General features: G+C 64.0%; 13 protein-coding genes. 5 read left to right on the top strand and 8 right to left on the bottom strand.

The genetic code is table 11. The annotated features are described in order from the left end of the window. Positions 1-71 precede the first annotated feature (71 nt). Entirely contained in the window at positions 72-1,412 is a 1,341-nt protein-coding gene (locus tag H6718_18585; protein MCB9587415.1) for a DTW domain-containing protein, read from the top strand. An 18-nt stretch (positions 1,413-1,430) separates the two neighbouring features. Here H6718_18585 and H6718_18580 read toward each other — a convergent pair whose 3' ends face one another. From H6718_18580 to H6718_18565, 4 genes are all read right to left on the bottom strand, one after another. Next, the gene (locus H6718_18580; protein ID MCB9587414.1) at positions 1,431-2,153 is read right to left on the bottom strand and encodes a VTT domain-containing protein; all 723 of its coding nucleotides are present in this window, start codon (positions 2,151-2,153) and stop codon (positions 1,431-1,433) included. Positions 2,154-2,193: 40 nt separating this feature from the next. Further along, complete coding sequence (locus H6718_18575) at positions 2,194-3,033, bottom strand: alpha/beta fold hydrolase (GenBank protein MCB9587413.1); 840 nt, start codon at positions 3,031-3,033, stop codon at positions 2,194-2,196. A 64-nt stretch (positions 3,034-3,097) separates the two neighbouring features. Next, on the bottom strand, positions 3,098-4,237 hold the full coding sequence (locus tag H6718_18570) for a hypothetical protein (protein MCB9587412.1): 1,140 nt from the start codon (positions 4,235-4,237) through the stop codon (positions 3,098-3,100). 8 nt (positions 4,238-4,245) lie between these two features. Further along, positions 4,246-5,451, bottom strand: coding sequence for a glycosyltransferase (locus tag H6718_18565; protein MCB9587411.1), 1,206 nt, complete (start codon positions 5,449-5,451; stop codon positions 4,246-4,248). A 420-nt stretch (positions 5,452-5,871) separates the two neighbouring features. Between H6718_18565 and H6718_18560 the strand changes: the two genes are divergently transcribed. Continuing rightward, entirely contained in the window at positions 5,872-6,891 is a 1,020-nt protein-coding gene (locus H6718_18560; GenBank protein ID MCB9587410.1) for a metallophosphoesterase, read from the top strand. A 27-nt stretch (positions 6,892-6,918) separates the two neighbouring features. On the opposite strand, the gene H6718_18555 is transcribed toward H6718_18560, so the two are convergent. From H6718_18555 to H6718_18545, 3 genes are read right to left on the bottom strand one after another with little or no spacing between them, the layout of a single operon-like run. Continuing rightward, positions 6,919-7,656 carry a hypothetical protein gene (locus H6718_18555; GenBank protein MCB9587409.1) on the bottom strand — a complete coding sequence of 246 codons (738 nt, stop codon included), beginning with the start codon at positions 7,654-7,656 and terminating at the stop codon, positions 6,919-6,921. Positions 7,657-7,707: 51 nt separating this feature from the next. Further along, entirely contained in the window at positions 7,708-11,454 is a 3,747-nt protein-coding gene (gene metH, locus H6718_18550) for a methionine synthase (protein MCB9587408.1), read from the bottom strand. A 57-nt stretch (positions 11,455-11,511) separates the two neighbouring features. After that, the gene (locus H6718_18545) at positions 11,512-12,444 is read right to left on the bottom strand and encodes a metalloregulator ArsR/SmtB family transcription factor (protein ID MCB9587407.1); all 933 of its coding nucleotides are present in this window, start codon (positions 12,442-12,444) and stop codon (positions 11,512-11,514) included. Positions 12,445-12,567: 123 nt separating this feature from the next. On the opposite strand from H6718_18545, the gene H6718_18540 reads away from it, so the two are divergent. From H6718_18540 to H6718_18530, 3 genes are all read left to right on the top strand, one after another. Then, positions 12,568-13,068: a PaaI family thioesterase gene (locus tag H6718_18540; protein ID MCB9587406.1), complete on the top strand. Its 501-nt coding sequence runs from the start codon at positions 12,568-12,570 to the stop codon at positions 13,066-13,068. Positions 13,069-13,092: 24 nt separating this feature from the next. Continuing rightward, positions 13,093-14,004, top strand: a complete 912-nt coding sequence (gene grxD, locus H6718_18535) for a Grx4 family monothiol glutaredoxin (GenBank protein MCB9587405.1) — start codon at positions 13,093-13,095, stop codon at positions 14,002-14,004. 128 nt (positions 14,005-14,132) lie between these two features. Next, the gene (locus tag H6718_18530) at positions 14,133-15,116 is read left to right on the top strand and encodes an AhpC/TSA family protein (GenBank protein MCB9587404.1); all 984 of its coding nucleotides are present in this window, start codon (positions 14,133-14,135) and stop codon (positions 15,114-15,116) included. A gap of 4 nt (positions 15,117-15,120) precedes the next feature. Here the strand turns inward: H6718_18530 and H6718_18525 are convergent, their stop codons facing one another. After that, on the bottom strand, positions 15,121-16,488 hold the full coding sequence (locus H6718_18525) for a S1 RNA-binding domain-containing protein (GenBank protein MCB9587403.1): 1,368 nt from the start codon (positions 16,486-16,488) through the stop codon (positions 15,121-15,123). Positions 16,489-16,538: the final 50 nt, after the last annotated feature.

Raw genomic sequence — 16,538 nt, 5'->3', positions numbered from 1 at the left:
CGAAACGGATGGCTACGGCGGAGTACGCCTTTCAAAGGTCGTCCCTCTCCCCCCGAAAAAATCAGCAGATCGTGCAGGAAGAAAGCGACAACTCTCAACGACCTGAGGCGTCCGCCACAGCCCCAGCGGGCCAGCAGGATAGCGCTCTAGAGCAAGCGGAGTTCGTCCACCGCGAGGTCTGCTATCGCTGCCACAAGCCGGCTGCGCTCTGCGTGTGTGAGGGGCTCACCAAGGTCAAGAACCGCACACGCATCCTGATCCTGCAGCACCCACGGGAGCGCTTTCATCCGATCGGCACTGCACGCTTCGCGGAGCTTGGCCTGGCAAACGTGAGTGCGGAAATCAGCTGGTCGGAGACTGGACGTAGCATCCGGCGCGAGCTCGAGGTCGAACCGGGCACTGGCCTTCTGTACCCGCACCCCAACGCCAAGCTGCTTTCCGAGCTGCCCCTAGCAGAGCGCCCCTCACAGCTGATCGTGCTCGATGGGACGTGGCACCACGCGCACACCATCTACCGCGAGAACCCTTGGCTCCACGCGCTGCCACACTACGCACTACGCCCCGAAGAGCCGAGCCGCTATCGTATCCGCAAGGAACCCAGGGCAGAATGCGTCTCGACCCTCGAAGCCATCACCCAGGCACTTCAGCAACTAGAGCCTGAACTCGAAGGCCTCGAAGGCTTACTTGGCTCCTTCGATCAGATGATCGACCAGCAGATCGCCTACGCCAAAAAAGGCGGCGGCAGGCGACGCAAGCGGAAGCGCAACAAGGCGAGCCGCGCCATCCCGCGGGCGCTCCTGGAGCAATACCCGCGTCTCGTGGTGGTGTGTGGCGAGGCGTCGGCTCCACCTCCAGAGTTGATGTGCGCCAAGGCTGTGCCGCCGGGTTGGAAGAACCAGCTGCTCTACTGGGTAGCCTGTCGACCCGCGACGGGAGAGGTGTTCAAGAGCTTGGTGCGGCCTCGAGAGCCGGTCGCGGATCAACACCTCGAACACCTCGAGCTCGAGCGAGAGAGCTTTGCCGACGCGCCGGACCTCTCGGAGATGCTATCCGCTTGGAATACCTTCACGCGCCCAGGCGACGTATTTGCCGCATGGAATCAAAGCACCTGGGACATCCTGCACGAGGCAAGTGTCGACGCGGGCACCCTGAGCCCGCTCGCCAAGGGTGCGGACGCAACCCAGCCCAAAGGCCCCCAGCAACAGGTTGGCTTCGTCTTGCTCAAGGCGGTGTACTTCAACGTCCACCGCGACGCTCCACGGGGAGACCTCGAGCAGATCCTCGAGCGCGAAGGTCTGGCAACCACGGACCTCGGGCTCGCTGGTCGAGCAGGGCGGCGCCTCGGCAACGCCCTGAGCATCCTCGAGTTCCTGCGACATGGCTCGGAGCCCGGCGCCAGTGCCGAGGGCTAACGTCCCCGCTCCAGCAACTCAGCGTTCAACGTTCCCCGCGGAATCGTCCCTCAGCTTGATCTCGACGTCACGTGCACGGCGATCCGGCCGGCGCGTGAAACGGCGCACCAACAGCCCAAACGCGATCACCCCAACAGCGACGTAGGTGAGCCAAGTGGAGTTTGCATCGACCCAGGCGGTGAAGGTCGCAATGGGTCCGGCGAGGGACTTTCCAAACCCGCGCAGCACCAGCACCAGGCTCAGCGTGCCGAGGAAGTTGAGTCCCCAGAAACGCTTGAGCGACATGCCCGAAGCTCCCGCGAGCAGGCAAACGATTCCGTAGGGAGATAAGAACACGAGCAGGCTGCCCCAGCGGCTGAACGCGCCTTCGAGCAAGCGCGAATAGGCAGACCAGCGCCCGGCCCGGCGCTCGGCCCATTGCACTCCGTCTACGCCGAACCAGCGCCCCATGGCGAAGTAGAGCGGATCGGCGAGCATCAAGCGCAACACCGCCACCCCGATGAATGCACTCCACTCCGTCGCTGGCGCAACGGTGATCAGATGCGGGATGCTGGGGTTCATGGCGATCAACAGCAGCGGCTGATGCGCCAGCAGGCTTGGCGTTAGCGCGGCGCCCGTAGTGGCGACCACCCCGAGCGCGACCATCCCGAAGAGCAGCAGACTGAGTCGCCCGCGGCGCCCTGCAGCGAACCCCTGCTCGTCCTCCTCGAGGCTCAGTGCACCGCTGTCAGGCCCCGCCATCCCTTGAGGTCTAGTGCCCGGCCCGGGCTTCGGCAATCCTTCAACCAGTGGGCTGGTCGCTCGCTGTGTCGCGCCGCGGCCGACTGCGCTCCAAGCTCACTCGACGCGCAAACTCGGCGATACGCTCCTCGAGCAGCTCGCGATCGAGATCCATCGTTGCCAGATGGTAGGAGTTCGGGAGCACTAGCTCTTCGCCCCAAGTACCGACGAGGTCGAGGATTGCGCGGGAATTCGCCGGGGGCACGCTGTGATCTTGAGGCGCATACGCAACCAGCACTGGCAGGTGAAGCTGGGGCAGTTGGCGGCGGATCCGCCCAAGCTGACTCAAGAAGGAGTTGCCGGCCGCAGCGGGCACGAACGCATACGCCTTCTCGTCCACACCTTCTCGAGCGGCGTCATTCTCCACCAAACCAGCAGCCTTGGCGGGCGCGATGGGGACCAGGTACTGAAGCACTGGAGCCAGCTTGGCGAGCAAGCCCTCGCGTTCCAGCACTGTGGCGTTGATCGCGACCACCCCAGCCAGCTCCCGCTCGAACTCCCACGCCACATCGAGGGCGATGGTCCCGCCCATCGACAGGCCAGCGACGATCACGTGGTCGGTACGCGCCTTGAGTTCGTGCAGTGCTTCGACGAACCCTGCACGCCAGTCGTCGTACGTGGTCTTGGCCATGTCTCGCCAGTGCGTTCCATGGCCGGGCAGGCGCGGCAGCTCCATCGCGAAGCCGCGCGCCGCGAGCCGCTCACCGAGCCAGCGCATGCTGCTGGGGTTCCCGGTGAAGCCGTGGCTGAGCAGGATACCAATGCGCGCGTTGTCGCCCGAGCCAGGGCTCGACCAGGGTTCGGCGCCAGGAATGATGGGTCGGGTGTTCTTCCTCAACATATCGCACTCTCTCGGGGTCTCTCAGGGTGAGGTCGCGATGCGCGACCCCGCGCAAACTGTGTGATCAGGGTAGCGGCACATGAGCACTGACGCGCTTGACGCCTTGCTCGACCAGGCGCATCAGGTGCAGCGCCCGTGGTTCCGCAGGGTATTCCCGAACGTCGGGCACCTCTTGTGGAAGGCGAGCCGCAAGGTCACCCACGGTCTCCATCACGAACTCGTCTTCGTGACTGCGGATGAACTCCAAGAGGCCGCGTAGCCGCGCGATGTTGATCAGGTTCTTGTGGCCGCGCCGCGCATGAATCGAGTCGATGTGAAAGAACTCGAATGAGTGAGTCACGAACGTCACGTGGCGGATCCCCCGCGCACGGCAGGCGCGCAGGGAGTGCATCATCTCCGCCAGGCTGACCGCCATCACCTGCAGGTGACGATACCCCCCGCTCGGCTGACGGAAGTTGGTAATGGGCAACTCCCATACTCCTTCAACTTCCGTACGGAACAATCCTGCCAACGCATCAGGGCTGCGCATCTCACAGTTGATGTCGAAGTAGCAGGGGTTGTAATTGCTCGAGAGCGTCAACCCCGCCTTGGCCATGGCCTGCCACGTCAAGTTGCTCGCCCCAAAGTTGCCAGCTCGGTAGGAGCGGATGGAGTCTCGCGGCACGCCCGCGTCCGCCAACAGATCCATGCCTTCAGTGAGCAACGCCGTTTGCTCTTCTAAGGAGTAGTCACTGATGTTGTCCGAAGCAGACGGTTTGCCGGCCTCGAGCAGCGCGCGGCGCTGCACCGGGTGCACGTGCAGCTGAACGTCGTGACCGCGCGACAGCATCTGGTCACACACCTCACGCAGCCCCGCCTTGCCGAAGTGATGGGCGCCAATCGCTTCGGTGTAGAACGTCCCCCGCATCCCGTAGGCTTCGAGTTCGCTCATGATGAGCGGCACTCCCAGCTCTTCGTCGCGGTTGTCGAAGCGCCCCCAGACGCGCAGGTCATAGCCCATCGGGGGTTGAACGCGCCCGCCGAGGTTACGCTCTTCGGCGCACTCCGTGTCCACCGTCAGGTAGACGCGGGTGCGATCGTCAGGCAGCTCGGGATCGAAGCGAGCCCCGCTAGTGTCACTCGGACGGAGTGTCCTCGCGATGCGCTCCTTCAGCGGAGCAAACAACGCGCCGACACCAGTCTCATCGGAGTATCGATCCTTCATCGGGCTCCTCAAGCGGCGGCTCTGGCGCGAGCCGCGCGGTACACGTCCTCGTAGCCAGCGATCAGCGTATCCCAATCTCGCTCGCGCTCCACGTACGCCCGTGCATTCCGCCCAAGACGCTCACGCAACTCGGCGTCTTGCAACAAGTTCACCACGCTCCGCGCGAGATCGTCGACGTCCCCCGAGCGGAACGCCATCCCGGTTTCGCCTGGTTTTGCCAGCTCCAACAGCGCCTTCACATCACTCACGAGCACTGGGCGCGCCATGGCCATGGCCTCGAGGGGCTTGATTGGGGTGGTTAGCTCAGTGACCAGACTGCTCACGCGCGGGTAGACCAACAGCTCCGGCAGGGCGAGCAGCTGCTGCACCTCGGAGTGAGGTACGCGACCCGTGAACGTCACATGCGCCTCGAGCTTTCGCTGCTTCACGAGCTCACGTATCGGCTGGTCCATATGGCCGCCCCCGACCACGATCAAATGGGCGTCGGGGATGGCTGCCACGACCTTCGGCACCGACGCAATCAAGTCGGGCAGGCCCTCCCACGGCTCGAAAGAGCCCAGGAAACCGAATAGTCGCTTACCCTCGAGCTGATAGCGCGCCAAGAGATCGCTAGAAGGAGCCTGTGGCGTGAAATTCCCTGCGGTAACGCCGTTGGCGATCACCTTGAGATCCGTGCGTGCGCCGACCCGCGGCGCGATGTGATCGCGCATCGCCTCGCAGATCGTCACCACGGCGTCGGCGTTCTGGAAGACTCGAGTGTCTCCGCCCTTCGCCAGGCGATATTGCAACGATCCTTCGGCGAACTTGCCGTGCACGACCGAGGCGTTCTCCCACAAGTCGCGCACCTCATACACGAAGGGCACTCGGTGACGCTTCGCGGCGAGCATCGCTGGCAACCCCACCAGCATCGGCGAGTGGGCGTGGACCACATCGGGTCGCCACTCCCGGATCGCCTTCGAGGTGGAGTGGTAGAGCGCGTTCATCAGGCGCGCCTCACGCACCAACGGGGGTTGCGGTCCGGTCAGCTCCGGCGTGCGGCGATAGGACACGCCATCGACCACTTCGATCTCACCCTCGGGCTTGGGGTGCCTCGCGGAGGTCACACCGAAGGACTCGAACCCCAGCTTCGCCTGGCCCTTCATGATGTAGCTGGTTCGAATCGAGTACCCCGTCTGTGCGGGTAGGGACATCTGTAGGACGTGAAGGACGCGCACCCTGCTCTCCTTGCTAGCGGTTCGACGCGTAGCGTCAGCGATGGCGTTATAGAGGATCGTCGGAAGCCGAGCAAACCACCCCGAAGGTGCCAGGTCGTGCTACGAATTCAGCAAGGTTGTTGGGGGTGAGACATGCCACCCTGGCCCCGTGCTGCGCCCGCGCTGCGGCGTTCCAACGCGACCCCTCAAGGGGTGTTCGAAGCCACGCGAGGGGTCAAAGATTGCTCAGCCGCTCAGCCAGCTAAGAATCGCTAGCGGAGCGCTGGTTATCTCCGCACGGTAATATTTTAGACGCTCAGGGAAACCCTTTCGAAACAACCCACGGAGTAGCGATAGCTGGAGTCAAACAGACGACGCGCTAGCCTGAACGTTGGAGGCGGAGCAGTGCGTACGTGACGCTGTCGGCCACGACTTCAACCAATGACCGAATCCGACACAGCCGCCCCCAGCTCTCCCGAGCCACCCATCCGCATCGCGGTAGTGGGAGACATCCACGCTTTCTGGGGCCCGCCGGACGTCGAGTACTTCAACCAGAGCGACTACGATCTGGTGTTGTTCGTGGGTGACCTCGGTGGCTACACCATCGGTGGCACGCTCAAGGTCGCGCGGTCCATTGCCCGCTTGGAGAAGCCAGCTCTGGTCTTACCTGGGAACCACGACGCGATAACCCCCGCGCAGCTGGCAGCGGAGATCTCCGGCGTCGGTTCTCTGATCGAGCTCGCGAGCGGCGGTGAAGAACGTCGACGCAAGGAGCTAGCCGAGGCCCTGGGCCCCATCCCGCTGGTCGGCTACAGCCTGCACCGCTTTCGGTTCCGCACGCAAACGCTCAGCATCGTGGCAGCGCGCCCCCACTCCTTCGGAGGACCACGGCTCGCCTTCCGGCCGTTGATGAAGCGCGCCTTTGGCGTTGCATCTCTCGAAGACTCCGAGACCCGACTCAAGCAGCTCGTGGACGATGCATCCAGCGAGCTGTTGTTCCTGGCCCACAACGGGCCGACGGGCCTCGGAGAGGCGCGCGACTCGATTTGGGGCTGTGATTTCCGCCGCAACGCAGGTGACTTCGGGGATCCGGACCTACGTGGCGCGCTAGACTACGCCGCGCTCCAAGGCAAGCGGGTGCGCGCCGTGCTCGCTGGACACATGCACCATGCGCTCAAAGGCGGCGGCGACCGCTCCTGGGTCGAGGAGCAGGACGGCACCTACTACGTGAATGCTGCGCGAGTTCCGCGCGTTTTCCGCGTGGCAAAAATTGGAGTCGACTCCGAGCTACCTCCAACCGTTGAAGGCAGGCAGACGCTTCGTCCTCAGGACCCCAGGCTAAAAGAAGCCGCGGAGTGGGCAGCCCGCAAGGTCGGGCGGAGACGACGCGTGCGCCATCATGTGCGAGTGGAGCTACGTGGCGACCTGACGCGAGTCGAAGCCCAGCTCTGCCCAGCCTAGGACCGAAGTCGCACGGCTGACGGAAGCCTACATCCACTCTTCCCAGGGCTTCCCGTCTTTGCCCGTGGGCTTCGCGGTGGACTTGCTCGTCGCGGTCGGCTTTGCAGAAGGTGGGTTGGAAGTGGACTGAGAACTGGGCTTCGGTGCGGTCTTCGCTGTTTCAGCTTCTGCCTTCGCTGCAGCTTCTGCCTTCGCTGCAGCTTCTGCCTTCGCTGCAGATTCTGCCTTCGTGTCATCTTCTGTCGGAGCCGGGGCAGCGCCCGTGGCAGCGGCAGCAGACTCGGTGGCTTCAGCCGCCGGCGCCTCGGGCGTGTTGTCCGCGGCCTCTGCTGCCTTTGGCTCGCTAACCTGAGTCGCCGCCTCTTGCACCGAAGCGCTATCCGCCGAGGCAGGCGCCGACCCACGGGATAGGGCAAACGCCAAGCCCGCACCGAGCAGCAGGACGACCGCACCACCACCAGCGATCAGCAGCCAGGGCTTGCTAGTGGGTGGCTTGGGCACATCGTCGACCGCGTACCCGGCGTCCGCCTCAGGTTTATATCCGGGCGGAATCACAGGAGCTCGCAGGCCGCGCTGAGTCGGCGCGTTGCGCGAGTTCAACGCAGGGTCCGACACCTTGACGGTGTCGAGTTCCATGGTCTTGTGCGCCGAGACTCGGGGAACCGCGTGGGGCGCGACGTGTTCGGACGCGTGCGCCGCAGGCTCATCATCTTCCGGCGGAAGCTCCGCCGGGCTCATTCGGTCGGTGTCGCGCAAGTTGCTCACGGTGCCTCAAGCTAGGATTTCACGGGCACCGCGAGACGACAAGCCGGGAAACTACTCCGCCGCCGGCGCGCTGCTGAGGCGACCGGCAGCGCCGTCACCCCGCGCCTCCGTGTCCCCCCCGGCCGGATCGTAGCCAAGGTTCGAAGCCAGCCAGCGCTCGGCCTCGGCGTCGGAGATCCCCTTGCGGGCCGCGTAGTCGGCGATCTGATCCGCACCCAGCTTGCCCACCATGAAATAGCGGGATTCTGGGTGGCCCAAGTAGATGCCGCTCACACTGGCCGCGGGTGTCATCGCGAAGGTCTCGGTCAACTCAACGCCAATCTCCTCGGCTGCTAGCAGCTCGAAGAGCTTCGGCTTCTCGCTGTGATCGGGACAGGCCGGATACCCGAAGGCCGGGCGGATCCCGCGATACTTTTCCGCGATCAGGTCGCTCTGGGTGATGTCCGCCGGATCGCCATAGCCCCACTCGGCGCGCACTCGCTGGTGCAGGAGCTCGGCGAACGCCTCCGCGAGGCGATCCGCAAGTGCCTTCACCAAGATCGCCGAGTAGTCGTCGAGCTTCGCCTCGTACTCCTTCGCGACGGCGTCGGCGCCGAGTCCCGCTGTCACGACGAACGCGCCGATGTGATCCTGCAAGCCGCTATCCGCGGGCGCCACGAAATCGGCAAGGCAGCGGAACTCCGACGACTGCGCCTGGCGAGTCTGTTGACGGAGCATGTTGAAGCGCAAGCGCTCCTGGCTCCGCGTCGCGTCCCCGTAGACCACGATATCGTCGCCGACGCTGGCGGCGGGGAAGAAGCCGTAACGGGCCTTCGCCGTCAGGCGCTTCGATGTGACGAGCTCGTCCAATAGCTGATTGCCATGTTGAAACAGCTCGCGGGCGGCCTCGCCATAGCGAGGGCTGTCTAGGATCTCTGGATAGCGTCCCTTCAGCTCCCACGCGGTGAAGAAGAAGGTCCAGTCGATATACTTGCGGATCTCGGCAAGGGAGAAATCCTCGAGCGTCATGAGGCCAGTAAAGCTCGGAGTGGCGATCTCCTCCGACGTCCAGCTGAGCTTTGGCTTGGCTTGCCGCGCTTCGCTCAGGCTCACGACGGGCTTCACACCCCGGCCGGTGTGCAAGCTACGAAGCTTGGATTGCTCCGCGCGGTTCTGAGCGTCGAACGTCTCGCGCTGCGCCGGGTCGAGCAAGCTCGAGACGACGTTCACAGCGCGCGAAGCATCCAGGACATGCACGGTTTCTCGCGCGTACTCGGGGGCGATCTTCACTGCGGTGTGCTGACGACTGGTCGTTGCGCCACCGATCAACAGCGGCACTTGCATACCTCGGCGCTGCATCTCCTTAGCGACGCCAACCATTTCGTCGAGGGACGGCGTGATCAAACCAGACAGGCCGATTACGTCAGCCCCGATCTCCGCGGCGGTGTTGAGGATCTTGTCCGTGGGCACCATCACGCCCATGTCCACGACCTCGTAGTTATTACAGCCAAGCACAACTCCGACGATGTTCTTGCCGATGTCGTGAACGTCTCCCTTGACCGTCGCGAGCAGCACCTTCGCGTGGGCGCGGCTCTCTCCGGTCTTTGCCTTCTCCTCTTCCATGAACGGGAGCAGGTACGCCACGCCGCGCTTCATCACGCGAGCGCTCTTGACCACCTGCGGGAGGAACATCTTTCCGTCACCGAACAGGTCGCCAACGATCTTCATCCCGTCCATCATCGGCCCCTCGATCACGTGAAGGGGGCGGTCGTATTTCTGCCGGGCCTCCTCCACGTCTTGCTCGATGAACTCGACGACGCCCTTGACCAATGCGTGCTGGATGCGCTGCTCGACGCTCGTTTCACGCCAGCTCAAGTCAACCTCGCGCTTCGTTCCAGCCGATTTCACAGTCTCGGCGAACTCCACCAAGCGCTCCGTCGCGTCGGAACGTCGATTGAACAACACGTCCTCGACCCGCAGCAAGAGCTCCTTCGGGATCTCCTCATACACCGCCAGCTGACCAGCATTGACGATGCCCATGTCGAGGCCTGCTTCGATTGCGTAGTAGAGGAACGCGGAGTTCATCGCCTCGCGCACCACTTCGTTGCCGCGGAAGCTGAACGAGAGGTTGCTGACGCCACCGCTGACCATCGCTCCGGGCAGGTTCTGCTTGATTCGCCGTGTACCCTCGATGAAGTTGACGGCGAATTCGTTGTGCTCCTCAATGCCGGTGGCGACGGCGAGCACGTTCGGGTCGAAGATGATCGACTTCGGATCGAAGCCAACCTGATCCACGAGGATACGGTAGCTGCGCTGACAGATCTCGAACTTGCGCTCGATGGTCTCCGCCTGACCCTGCTCGTCAAACGCCATGACGACGACACCCGCGCCGTAGTCCTTGATGTGACGAGCCTTACGGATGAAGTCTTCTTCGCCTTCTTTCAGGCTGATCGAGTTCACGATCGCCCGTCCCTGTACGCACTTGAGCCCAGCTTCGATCACGGTCCAGCGCGAGCTGTCGATCATGATCGGCACGCGCGCGATGTCCGGCTCGGTCGCGAGCAAGTTCAGGAAACGGGTCATGCATGCTTCCGAGTCGAGCATGCCCTCATCCATGTTGATATCGATGATGTTCGCGCCGTTCTGAACTTGCTGCAGCGCGACTTCGACCGCCTCGACGTAGTTCTCTTCCTTGATCAGGCGAGCGAAGCGCTTCGAGCCCGTTACATTCGTACGCTCACCCACCATTTGGAAGTTGCTATCCGGGCGGATCGTGAGCGGCTCGAGACCGCTGAACTGAGCAAACTCAGGCGGCGCCGCGGGTTGACGCGGCTCAGCGCCTTGCAGGCTCTTCGCGATGGCCGCGATATGCTCCGGCGTCGTTCCACAGCAGCCACCGTAGACGTTCGCGAACTGCTCCTTGGCGAAGTCCGCGAGCAACGCGCCCGTCTCACCGGGAGTTTGGTCGTACTCACCAAACGCGTTCGGCAGCCCCGCGTTGGGATAGCAACTGACGAGTGTATCCGCGATGCGACTGAGTTCGGAGATGTAGGGACGCATCTCCGTGGCGCCGAGGGCGCAGTTGATCCCAACGCTGAGGGGTTCGGCGTGACGCACGCTGGTCCAGAACGCCTCTAGGGTTTGTCCAGAGAGGGTGCGACCGGAGCGGTCCGTGATGGTCACACTGAGCATCAACGGGATCTTGACGCCTCGCTCCCGAGCGACCCGGTTTGCAGCCACGATCGCAGCCTTGGAGTTCAACGTATCGAAGATCGTCTCGATCAACAGCAGGTCCACCCCGCCTTCCGCGAGGGCGCGGATCTGCTCCACGTAGGCGTCGCACACTTGGTCGAACGTCACCGCGCGGAAAGCTGCGTCGTTCACGTCCGGCGAGATGCTCAGCGTGCGGTTCATCGGACCCACCGCGCCTGCGACAAAGCGTGGACGCTTGGGGTCTTTGGCGGTGAATTCATCAGCTGCTTGACGAGCCAGCTGCGCGGCACGGACGTTGATGTCGTAGACCGCGCTCTCCAGCGAGTAATCCGCCTGAGCGATGCTGGTAGCCGCGAAAGTGTTGGTCTCGATGATGTCGCTGCCCGCCTCGAGGTACTGGCGGTGAACGCCCAAGATGGCGTCGGGTTGGGTCAGCACGAGCAGGTCGTTGTTGCCCTTCACTTCGCTCGTGTGGTCCTTGAACAGATCCCCACGGAACGCGTCTTCGCCGAACTGGTGCCTCTGCAGCACGGTGCCCATGGCACCGTCCAGCAGCAGGACGCGCTCGCTAGCTAGCTTTCGGATCTGGGTGTCGATGTCGCTCATGATGTACTTTCTAAAACTCCGCCTGTTCTGGCGGCCAAGACGCTCGGGCGGCTGGTGCTAGCTGGTCTTGTCAGCAAACGCGCTGACAACCTCGAAGTAGGGAACCTTCTTCTCGCGGGAACTCACCTGACAGAAGCGAACTTCGAGGGCGCAGTCTCCCAGCATCCGTTGCAAGGAATCCGGACTGAAGCCCGCATTCAGATGTGAATAGGCCGCGGTTATCTGCATGTGGGAGTGCTCGTTGAGCGTCACCACCGCGAGTGCACCTCCGGGGCGCAGCACCCGCGCCGCTTCAGCGAGCGCCCGCTCCGGGGCATGAGAGTAGGTCAGGGAGTTGTAGAGCAGGACCTGATCGAAGGTCGCGTCTGCGAACGGCAGCTCATGCATGTCTCCCAGGCAGACGTTGACCGACGAGATGTGTGCGAGGCGTTTCCGGGCGGCATCAACCATCCGCTCGCTGCGATCGAGGAGCGTGATACTGCGCGCTGTGGAGCTGAGTAGCTCACTGATCACTCCGTCGCCGGCGCCGATGTCCAGAACGTCTCCGAGCCGTAGCAGCCCGACCAAGCCGCGGGCCGTCGCCTCCCAGGTCCGGCCAGGAGAGTAGTAGCGCTCCATCTGCCCAGCGATGGAGTCTGGCCAGTCCCCGGCAGACTCGCGTGCATCCACTAGCTCCTGACAACGCTGAAGATCTGCGGCGATCACGCCGTCGTCCAGCTCAGCAGACAGCGACTTCCAGAGCCGAGAAGCGTGCTCCGGGATGCCCTCTGCCACTGCGTACAGGGTGGACGCGCCGTGACGCCGGTCGCGGAGCAGCCCGGCATCGCGCAGCTTCCCGAGGTGAGTCGAGACCCGCGACTGCGGGAGATCGGTGATGCGCGTCAACTCAGCCACGCTGAGCTCTTCCCTGCCAAGGAGCGCCATCAAGCGGATGCGGGTGGCATCACTGAACAGGCTCAGCAGGCTGACTGTGGCATCCAGGCTGATCATCGCAGGCATCCGCTTATCAGGATGAGGGGATGATGCAAGCTCCAAGGTTCTGGTGCAAGTCCCTCGAGCATCGCTCGAAGGACGGTTGCCGAACGCGCCATTTCACCCGATGTATCAGCGACCATGAGTTCCCCCACCGAACCAGAGAACTTTGCCGAAGCCATCAACCATGCTGGCGGCGAAGGTTGGAACCAGGCCATGGGCCTGGTTTTCAGCATTGCCACCGTGGACGAAGTCGTTGCTTCCTGGACCGTCGACGCGCACCACAGACAGCCCTACGGGATCGTTCACGGCGGGGTTTACTGCGGGGTGATCGAGGCCCTGTGTTCCACGGGCGCAGCGATCTCCGCCATGGCCACCACGGGTTACAGCGTGGTCGGATTGGAGAACAGCACATCCTTTCTCCGGGCGGTGCGCTCGGGGACCCTCACGGGGCGCGCCACGCCGGTTCATTGCGGTCGCCGCTCTCAAGTCTGGGAAGCCACGATTCGCGACGAACAGGGCCGCCCCGTCGCGAGCGGCCGGGTCCGCCTGATGTGCCTAGAACCCGATGCGCCGCTGGCCGGACAGAGCGTTGGACTCAGCACTGGTGAACGGCTCAAGCCGGGTAGCGTGGACGACTGACGTAACGTCAGGTATTTGCCCCACATGAGCGACGTACAATCCGAGATCCAGAGAACCATCGAGAGCGCCCCGGTGGTGCTGTTCATGAAAGGGACTCGCGGCACACCCCAGTGCGGGTTCAGTGCCCAGGTTGTGAGCATGCTCGACTCCTTGCTCGGCGACTACGTCACGGTCAACGTCTTGAGCAGCCCCGAGCTCCGTCAGGGCATCAAAGACTTCTCGAGCTGGCCCACCATCCCCCAGCTGTATATCCGCGGGGAATTCGTAGGCGGCTGCGACATCGTGCGCGAGATGTACCAGACCGGTGAGTTAGAGCAGAAGCTCGGCCACGAGCTGCCCACTCCCAGACCCAAGATCGAAGTCACACCTGCAGCGAGAGCTGCCATCCAGGGCGCTTTCGAGGGCGCTGAAGATTGCCTGCGCCTCGAGATCGATGCGCGCTACCAACACGACCTCTCGATTGGCCCCAAGCAGGCCAAAGACATCGAAGTGGACGCTGGCGGTATCTTGGTAGTCCTCGACGTCGGAAGCGCGCGTCGCGCTGACGGCGTCGTCGTCGATCTAGTCAAGACGCCCCAAGGCGACGCATTCCGCATCGACAATCCAAACGAGCCGCCGCGAGTGCGGCCGCTGTCGGTGCAGGAGTTGAAAGAACGCCTGGACTCCGAGCCAGGCCTCGCGCTGTTCGACGTTCGCACCCCTGAAGAGTGCGAGATTGCGCAGATCCCTGGTGCTCGGCTACTCGACGACGCCGCTCAAGAACGAATCTTCGGCATGCCCAAAGACACGCCCCTTTATTTCGTGTGCCACCACGGCGGACGCAGTCAGGCGGCGGCGGAGCACTTCCTCAGCCAAGGCTTCTCCAAAGTCTTCAACGTGATGGGTGGAACGGATAGCTGGGCACGCGAGATCGACTCCAGCATGCCGCGCTACTGAACGCGAGACTTCCGCTCGAAAGGTGCGCACGCCTCCCGCCGGAAATGGTTGTTGTGCGCGCCTCCCGGGCGCGAATTCACGGTGCTTTCAGCTGCGTTGCTCTGCGGTCTCCCTTAACATGACGAGTCATGCTGGGGCGATCCTGCAGCTTGCGCGTTCTTCTGCTGCGCGTCTTCGATGCACGTCCTCCCACCCGAGCCGCGCGTCTCGCGGTGTGGGCGTTGCTCTGGACGGCCGCCGCTTGCAGTAAGCCCGATGCGGACAACATGGCCAAAGCGTCGGCCAAAACTCCGAGCGCGTCGGTCGCCCCCCCTGAGGAAGCTTCCCCACGGCAACGGGAGGCACGCCCAACTCCAAGCGAGCGCCTGGGCGTGCGACCGGAAGCGAATGGCATCGAGGTTGGGGAGAAGGCTCCGGACGCCCACGTCCGCGATGCCGACAACAAGCCCATCAAGCTGAGCACGCTGTGGCGCCAGACTGACGTGCTCCTGCTCTTCTATCGCGGCGGGTGGTGCCCGTATTGCAACTACCAGCTGCGTCAGCTCACCGATCACTTCGCTGAGTTTCAATCGCGCAAGGTGGTGCCCGTCGCGATCAGCGTGGATCGGCCAAGCGAAGCCACGAAGACGCGCCGCAGCTACGAGATCCCCTTCCCTGTGCTGAGCGACCCTGACTTGGTGGCTATCAAGGCCTATCGTGTGCTCAGCCCTGTTGAAGCGGGGGAGTACCGCCGGCTGGTGAAAGATGGCGTCGACCTCGAACGCCGCACGGGAAACCACGAACACGCAATCGCCATCCCGTCGATCTTCCTGATCGACCAAGAAGGCGTGGTGCGTTGGTCTCACGTCGACCCCGACTACGCGGAGCGACCGTCCGTCGAGCAGCTCACGGCAATCCTCGATCGTATCCTCAAGGAAACGAGCCCCAAGAACGAGGCGGCGGCCCCCAAGAGCGCTGCGGCCCCCAAGAGCGCTGCGGCCCCCAAGAGCGCTGCGGCCCCCAAGAGCGCTGCGGCCCCCAAGAGCGCTGCGGCCCCCAAGAGCGCTGCGGCCCCCAAGAGCGCTGCGGCCCCCAAGAGCGCTGCGGCTCCGAAGAGCCCTGCCCCGCGCTGACGCTTCAGCGCTTGCGACGGTGGACGCCGTCAGGCATGTGCTCGGGACTCGCCGCAGGCGCAGGCTTCGCCGCGGGCGCAAGCTTTGCCGCAGGCGCGCTGGCCAGGCCAGGCGCAACCTTCGGCAGATCCGCTGACTTCGCGGCCGCTGGCGGCGCTGCAGGTGCAGCTTTCGTTGGTTCCGCTGCAGGGGTCTCCTCGATGCCCAGCTTCGCTCGCAGCAAATCACCGAGGCTACCCAGGCTGCCGCCTCCGCTGGTTGGACTGCCCTGACGGTAGTCACGGTAGTTGTTGCGCTCGAGCACCCGAGCGACGCCTGACACGCTGAAGCGCGCCTTCCCGCTCTTCGGATCCGTTCCCACCACCACGACTTGCATCTTGTGCCCTACGGGATAGGCGCGACGGTGATCCGAGCCAGGCGCGAGCGGCAGCTCACGCAGTGGCACCAGCCCTTCGCCCTTTGGCGTCTCCACGAACACGCCAAAGTTCGAAAGCCGACTCACCTCGCCCTCGAGCACCTCGTCACGAGTGGGCGTCGCCGACTGGGGCTTGTCGACCAGCGCCTTGAGGGACAAGCGCACGCGCAGCCCCTTCTTGTCGTGCTCGATCGACAGCACGCGGACGCTCACGCATTCACCAACCTGAACCACATCCTCCACCCTATCGACCCGCTGATGAGCGAGCTCGGAGATGTGAACCAAGCCGTCGATGCCTCCAAGGTCGACGAGGGCGCCGTATTTCTGTACGGAACTGACCGTGCCCTCCATATCCGCCCCAACCTTGAGCTGGTCCTGGAGCTCACGCGCGCGCTCGGCGCGATCGGCTTCGAGGAGCGCCCGCCGAGAGACGATCACCGAGCGGCCACCGTCCTTGATCTCCAGGATGCGGAAATCGAGAGTCTGGCCCACGTAGGGCGCGAGATCTTGCACGAACGACAGCTCGACTTGCGACGCCGGGCAGAAGGCTCGCACGCCGGCGATATCGACCTCGAGGCCAGCCTTCACGGCCTTGCTGACCTGACCCGCGACCGGTGCCCCGCTCGTCAGCGCCGCTTCGAGCATCTGAGCGTCCACGCCTTGCCCTCCCCGACCAACGCCGAGGGACAAGCGTGCGCCAAGAGAGGACGCTTCAACGACCGTGGCGCGCAGCTTGTCTCCGACAGCGACGGTGAGCTTCCCGCTCTTGTCGACCAGCTCTCCGCGGTCAATGCGCGCGTCGCGAGCAGTGCCCACGTCAACGAACACGCTGTCCGCGCCGATCTGGATCACCGTGCCCTCGACCGTCTCGCCGGGCGTCAGCCGCACCGCGGAACGCAATCCGCCGCGGGCAACCGAGGACTCCATCAAAGACGCAAAATCGTCGTTGCTGCTCATGAGGGGGCGAACTGTGGACGATGCCGGGGCGCTGCACAACGCCGCCGAGA

The organism is Polyangiaceae bacterium (genome assembly GCA_020633205.1).
GTDB lineage: Bacteria > Myxococcota_A > Polyangia > Polyangiales > Polyangiaceae > JAHBVY01.
The sequence above is the reverse complement of the archived record's forward strand: the minus strand, read 5'-3'. Positions and strand labels throughout refer to the sequence as shown.

Excerpts from the sequence above, each read along its gene's own strand:
- H6718_18580 (MCB9587414.1), bottom strand. The coding sequence starts at position 2,153 with ATGGCGGGGCCTGACAGCGGTGCACTGAGCCTCGAGGAGGACGAGCAG.
- H6718_18575 (MCB9587413.1), bottom strand. The coding sequence starts at position 3,033 with ATGTTGAGGAAGAACACCCGACCCATCATTCCTGGCGCCGAACCCTGG.
- H6718_18570 (MCB9587412.1), bottom strand. The coding sequence starts at position 4,237 with ATGAAGGATCGATACTCCGATGAGACTGGTGTCGGCGCGTTGTTTGCT.
- H6718_18560 (MCB9587410.1), top strand. The coding sequence starts at position 5,872 with ATGACCGAATCCGACACAGCCGCCCCCAGCTCTCCCGAGCCACCCATC.
- metH (MCB9587408.1), bottom strand. The coding sequence starts at position 11,454 with ATGAGCGACATCGACACCCAGATCCGAAAGCTAGCTAGCGAGCGCGTC.
- H6718_18545 (MCB9587407.1), bottom strand. The coding sequence starts at position 12,444 with ATGATCAGCCTGGATGCCACAGTCAGCCTGCTGAGCCTGTTCAGTGAT.
- H6718_18540 (MCB9587406.1), top strand. The coding sequence starts at position 12,568 with ATGAGTTCCCCCACCGAACCAGAGAACTTTGCCGAAGCCATCAACCAT.
- grxD (MCB9587405.1), top strand. The coding sequence starts at position 13,093 with ATGAGCGACGTACAATCCGAGATCCAGAGAACCATCGAGAGCGCCCCG.
- H6718_18530 (MCB9587404.1), top strand. The coding sequence starts at position 14,133 with ATGCTGGGGCGATCCTGCAGCTTGCGCGTTCTTCTGCTGCGCGTCTTC.
- H6718_18525 (MCB9587403.1), bottom strand. The coding sequence starts at position 16,488 with ATGAGCAGCAACGACGATTTTGCGTCTTTGATGGAGTCCTCGGTTGCC.